The organism is Saccharopolyspora sp. 6M (assembly GCF_020176775.1).
GTDB classification, from domain to species: domain Bacteria; phylum Actinomycetota; class Actinomycetes; order Mycobacteriales; family Pseudonocardiaceae; genus Saccharopolyspora_C; species Saccharopolyspora_C gregorii.
Genome location: NZ_JAIUJZ010000300.1, coordinates 1 through 5342, shown reverse-complemented (window position 1 = coordinate 5342; position 5342 = coordinate 1). Strand labels below are relative to the sequence as shown.

5 protein-coding genes are annotated in these 5342 nt (G+C 75.2%); 3 read left to right on the top strand and 2 right to left on the bottom strand.

The genetic code is table 11. From position 1 onward, the window contains the following. Positions 1-178: 178 nt before the first annotated feature. The 3 genes from LCD31_RS28000 (at position 179) to LCD31_RS27990 (ending at position 3283) form a co-directional block, all read left to right on the top strand. The gene (locus LCD31_RS28000) at positions 179-1564 is read left to right on the top strand and encodes a PepSY domain-containing protein (RefSeq protein ID WP_224963065.1); all 1386 of its coding nucleotides are present in this window, start codon (positions 179-181) and stop codon (positions 1562-1564) included. Positions 1565-1566: 2 nt separating this feature from the next. Then, on the top strand, positions 1567-2238 hold the full coding sequence (locus tag LCD31_RS27995; protein ID WP_224963063.1) for a DUF5134 domain-containing protein: 672 nt from the start codon (positions 1567-1569) through the stop codon (positions 2236-2238). A 223-nt stretch (positions 2239-2461) separates the two neighbouring features. Then, the gene (locus LCD31_RS27990; RefSeq protein ID WP_224963061.1) at positions 2462-3283 is read left to right on the top strand and encodes an oxidoreductase; all 822 of its coding nucleotides are present in this window, start codon (positions 2462-2464) and stop codon (positions 3281-3283) included. 75 nt (positions 3284-3358) lie between these two features. Here the strand turns inward: LCD31_RS27990 and LCD31_RS27985 are convergent, their stop codons facing one another. Together LCD31_RS27985 and LCD31_RS27980 are read right to left on the bottom strand one after the other, a co-directional pair. Continuing rightward, on the bottom strand, positions 3359-4576 hold the full coding sequence (locus LCD31_RS27985; RefSeq protein ID WP_224963059.1) for a TIGR02679 family protein: 1218 nt from the start codon (positions 4574-4576) through the stop codon (positions 3359-3361). Next, on the bottom strand, positions 4566-5342 hold a 777-nt coding region (locus LCD31_RS27980), incomplete at its 5' end, for an SbcC/MukB-like Walker B domain-containing protein (RefSeq protein WP_304615282.1). The genes LCD31_RS27985 and LCD31_RS27980, both read right to left, overlap by 11 nt.

The following is a 5342-nucleotide window of genomic DNA, read 5'->3' as shown; positions in this document are numbered from 1 at the left end:
TGCCGCTGCCCCGGACGCGCGGTCCGTTCACCCCCGCCCCCGTGCACGCGTTCGGCGAACGGGTCAACGCCCGCCCCCGTTCGCTCCCACATCGTGGAGGGGGATGTCACAGCGGGAACCAAGCACGATGATCAGGCGACTAGTGGGTCGACCGAAGCGGCTGAGGACAGGAGCGGCGATGGCGACGGATCCAGGTCTCGCGGAGCAGCAGGCCCCGGACTCGTCCGGGAGCGCGGTGGCGGATCGGCCCGCGAGCCCGTCGACGTGGTCGGTGCTGCGCCCGCTGGTGCTGCGCCTGCACTTCTACGCGGGCGTGTTCATCGCACCGTTCCTGGTGGTGGCCGCGCTGACCGGCTTGGTGTACGTGTTCACGCCGCAGCTGGAGCAGGCCGTCTACACCCGGGAGCTGCACGTGCCCGCGGCGGCGACCGCGCACCCGTTGTCGGAGCAGATCGCGACGGCCCGCGAGGTGCGCCCCGGCGAGCAGGTGCAGGCGGTGCGCCCGGGCGCGACCGGCACCGACACCACCCAAGTGATCTTCGCGGCGCCGGACCTGCCGGAGAGCTACCTGCGCACCGTGTTCGTCGACCCGCACACGCTGGAGGTGCGCGGCGACCTGGTCACCTACGGCTCGGGCCAGGCGCTGCCGCTGCGCGCGTGGATCGACAACCTGCACCGCGGCCTGCACCTGGGCGACGCGGGCCGCCTCTACAGCGAGTTGGCGGCGAGCTGGCTGTGGGTGGTGGTGCTGGGCGGTGCGGCGCTGTGGATCGGGCGCACCCGCCGCGAGCGGCGCGCCCGGCTGCTGCTGGCCCCGGAGTTCCGCCCGGCGGGTCGCAGGCGGGTGCTGTCCTGGCACGGGGCGGTCGGGTTGTGGGCGGCGCTCGGGCTGCTGTTCCTGTCCGCGACGGGCCTGACCTGGTCGGTGCACGCGGGCGAGAACGTGACCGCGGTGCGCGAGCAGCTGTCGTGGGAGACCCCGGCGGTGTCCACCGAGCTGCCGGCGGCACCCGCCGGTGACGTGGGCATCGATCGGGTGCACGCGGCCGCGCTCGGCGCGGGGCTGGACGGTCCGGTGGAGATCACGCCGCCCGCCGATGCCGGTTCCGCCTACACCGTGCAGCAGGTGCAGCGCAGCTGGCCGACGAAGCAGGACCAGGTGGCGGTGGACCCGTCGAGCGGAGCGATCACCGAGACGATCCGGTTCGCGGACTACCCGCTGATGGCGAAGCTGTCCCGCTGGGGCATCGACGCGCACATGGGGCTGCTGTTCGGGCTGGCGAACCAGCTGGTGCTGGCGGCGCTGATGCTCGGCCTGCTCTCGATGATCTTCTGGGGCTACCGGATGTGGTGGCTGCGCAGGCCCACCCGCGGAGGTGGCCGGTTCGGCCGGGCGCCGGAACGGGGGGCGTGGCGGCGCGTCCCCGGCCGGGTCATGGCGCCGATCATCGTGGTGGCCGCGTTCGTCGCGTACGCGTTGCCGCTGCTGGGCGCGTCGCTGCTGCTGTTCCTCGTCGTGGACAACGTGCTGGGCGCGCGCGCCCGGCGGAGCGCCGGAGTCTGATCGTGGTCGAATCGCTGCTGCTGAGCTGGGTCCTGACGGTGCTGTTCGCGGTGACGGCGGTGTGGTGCGCGATCAGCGCCACCCGACCGGGCCTGCGGCCGAGCGATCGGCTGAGCTCGGCGAGCCACCTGGCGATGAGCCTGCTGATGATCGCGATGGTGTGGCCGTGGGGCATGGGCGTGCCCGCCACACCGCAGCTGGTGCTGTTCGCGGCGACCGCGGTGTGGTTCGCGGCGCTGGCGGTGCTGCGGGTCCCGTGCGCCCACGGGTACGGCTCACCGCGGCTGGCGCACGCGCACCACGCGGTGATGTCGGTGGCGATGGTGTGGATGGTGGCGGCGATGCCGCTGCTCATGTTGGGTGCGCACGATTCCGGTGGCGGGCACCACCACCACGCGGCGGGAGCTCCCGCGTCCGGGGTGCTGGCCGCGCCCGCGGCCGCCGCCGGGCCCCCGGCGCCGGTGGTGCTGGTGTCGGCGGTGCTCGGGGCGTTCCTGGTGCTGTCCTCGGTGGCGTGGATCTCGACGGCGGTGGACACGGCGCGGCACAACTTGAACACCGCCGACGCCACCGGCGCCCCGGCCGATCCGCGGGCCACCCGGCTGGCGTGGGACGCGGCCTGCCACGGGGCGATGAGCATCGGCATGGGCGCCATGCTCCTGGCGATGCTCTGACGTTCGCCTCGCGGACCGAGGCCCGGCGCGACGTTCCGGGTGTCCTGACCGGGCGGGGACGCTCGCGTCCGGCCCCCGATCGGCGGTCGGGGCCGTTGACGGAGCGAAGCGGCCCGGGTGGCAGTGCCACGCCCTCCCTCGGCGGGACTCCGGTGCCTAGCGTGGAGCCATCGGCCCGGCACCGGGCCGTCCACAGTGGACCATCAATCGCGAGGGGGACCCCGTGTCCGTCTGGTTCATCACCGGAATCTCCCGCGGCTTCGGCCGGGCGCTGGCCGAAGCCGCGCTGCGCCGCGGCCACACCGTCGTCGGCACCACCCGCACCGGCGACTCCGACCTCGACGCGGCGGGCGGCGCGCTGCACACCGTGCCGCTCGACGTCACCGACCCGGAGCAGGCCGCCACCGCGGTCGCCGCCGCGCACCGCGTCGCCGGGCGCCTCGACGTGGTGGTGAACAACGCGGGTTACGGGCTGCTCGGCGCCGTGGAGGAGGCCTCGGCGGACGAAGCGCGGCACGTGTTCGAGGTGAACTTCTTCGGCGCGCTGCGCGTCGTGCAGGCCGCGCTGCCGCTGCTGCGCGCCCAGCGCTCCGGACACGTCGTCAACATCTCCTCCATCGCCGGGCTCGCCCCCGGCGCCGGATCCGGGTTGTACGCGGGCGCGAAGGCCGCGCTCGGCGCCACGTCCGAAGCGCTCGCGCAGGAGGTCGCGCCGCTGGGCATCCGCGTCACCGTCGTCGAGCCCGGCCACTTCCGCACCGAGTTCCTCACCGAGCGCTCCCGGCGCGGCACCGCCGCCGCCCTCGACGACTACGCCGACACCGGCGCCGCCGTCGCCGCGATGCAGCGCACGGACGGTGCGCAGGCCGGTGACCCGGCGCGGGCGGCGGAGGTGATCCTCGATGCCGTCGCCGCCCCGGAGCCACCGATGCACCTGGTGCTCGGCGCCGACGCCGTCGGCCGGACCCGCGCCAACGCGGAACGACTCCTCGGCGACGTCGAGCGCTGGGAGAACGCCTCCACCGGCACCGCGTTCCCGTCCTGAGCCGACGGCACCCGCGAACGCGGAGGGCGGGCATCACCGCCCGCCGGGCGAGCCCCGCACCGGGGCAGGCTCGGGTCACGGCGTCCGCCACACCGCTTCGTCGAGGAGTTCGTCCGCCACCCGCAGCTCCGGGACCGCCACCCGGTTCTCCCGCAACGCCGGGGCGAGCGCCGCGTCCCAGGGCGCGTCGGTGATCCGCCCGGCACCGGGTCCGGCCGGGTGCCGGTCCAGCGCGGCCAGGTAGTCGGCGGTGCTCATCCGCCACGGCACGGCCCCGGCCTTGGCCTGCACGTACGCGGCGATGCGGAGGCCTTCCCCGTCGAAGTCGCCGTGGTGGTGCAGCCGCGCCCCGGCCGCGCGGAGGGTCCGCAGCAGCAGCATCGCGGCGCCGTTGGGCCAGCCGGAGGTGCACACCAGCGGCGGACAGGTGCGGCCGAACCGGCGCAGCGCGCGCTCCAGCACGGCCGGTTCCTGCACGACCCACACGTCGGGCTCGCCGAGCACGATCCGGCCGGCGTCGCGCAGCTGGTCGAGGGTGGTGGAGGCGGCGTGCCCGGAAGCGGTGCAGGAGCGCATGATCTCGCCGCACAGCCGTCCGCCGACCGGCTGCATCCCCGCGCTGAGCACCGCGGTGGGCAGTCCGGGTTCGCCGATCCCGGCGCACCGCCACAGCGCGCGGCGCTGGCCGTCGCTGGCGGGCAGCGGAACGCCGTGCACCTCGGCGAGCGCGCGCAGCACGAGTCCGGACAGCGATCCGCCCGGGTCGAGGGCGCGCGGATCGCCCAGCACCGCCTCGGCGAAGGCGGGCAGCGGCGTGCCGGGCGCGGGCAGCGCGTGCAGCACGTGCAGCGCCGCGTCCAGCAGTCGTCCCGCCGCGGCGGGAGTTCCGCCGGGGAGGCCGCCGCGGCGCACCTGCTCCGCCCACCCGGTCAGGGCGGGCTGGGCGCGCACCACCGGGTGCTCGGTGAACCACTCCCACAGCGCGGCGCGCTGCCGCTGGGCGCGTTCCCGCTGCAGCGCCCGGTCCTGCACGGGGCCGATCAGCTCTTCGACGATGTCCCGGCAGCGCATCCCGCAGTGCGGTTCGAGCACCGCGTCCAGCCGTGCCACGGACACCGTGACGTGGTCGGCGGGCAGCCGGTCGGCGCCGAGCAGGCCCGCGAGCGCTTCGCGCTGCCGCCGGTCCAGCGGGCCCACCCGGACCCGGTCCACGGCCCGGCCCGAGGAGAGCCGGTCGTGCACCGCCCGCCACAGGGGTGCGAACTCGGCTCGCCGCAGACCGTCAGGGAGCACCGCGTTCCTCCGCCAGCGCCCGCCCGTCCCACACGAACCGGGCGGTGGTGACCGCGTCGTCGCCGTCGCCGGTGATGAGCTGGTGGACGGCGATGCCGTCGAGCTCCCGGTAGGTGCACCACTCGTGGTCGCTGGTCAGCACGAGGTCCAGGTCCAGCGCGGTGAGCAGGTCGAACACCTGCCCGCGGTTGGTGGCGTCCACGCCGACGAACACCTCGTCGAGCAGGATGAACCGGGGCGCGGCGGGCACGGCCTGGTAGTGCGCGGCGACGGCGGCGAACAGCGGCAGGTGCAGCGCGATGGCCTTCTCCCCGCCGGAGAGCGCGCCGTGCAGCCGTTTCGTGAGCAGCTGCCAGCCCTCCCCGTTCGCCCGGTCGATCTGCACGCCGAAGCGGTGCCAGGACGTGTAGTCGAAGACCTGCGCCAGCTGCCCCTCCCACCCGGCGGCGGTGCCGTGCCGCCGGGCCTCGTCGACGCGTTCCCGGAAGAAGGCGTGCAGCACGTCCTTGTCGGCGTCGTCGAGCCGTTCCGGGTCGGTGAGCAGCAGTTCGCGTGCGGCGCCGGTTCCGGCGGGCAGGTTGGGGTCCACTTCCCACACCAAGCGCACGGCGACCTTCGACGCGGTGCGGACCCGCTTGAGCCGGGCGTTCATGGTGTCGACGAGTTCCCCGGCCTGGCGGATGCGGGCGGCGAGGTGCCTGCGGGTCTCGCCGGTGAGGGTCTGGTCGAACAGCTCCCGTTCGGCACCGGTGAGGCCCGCGCGCAG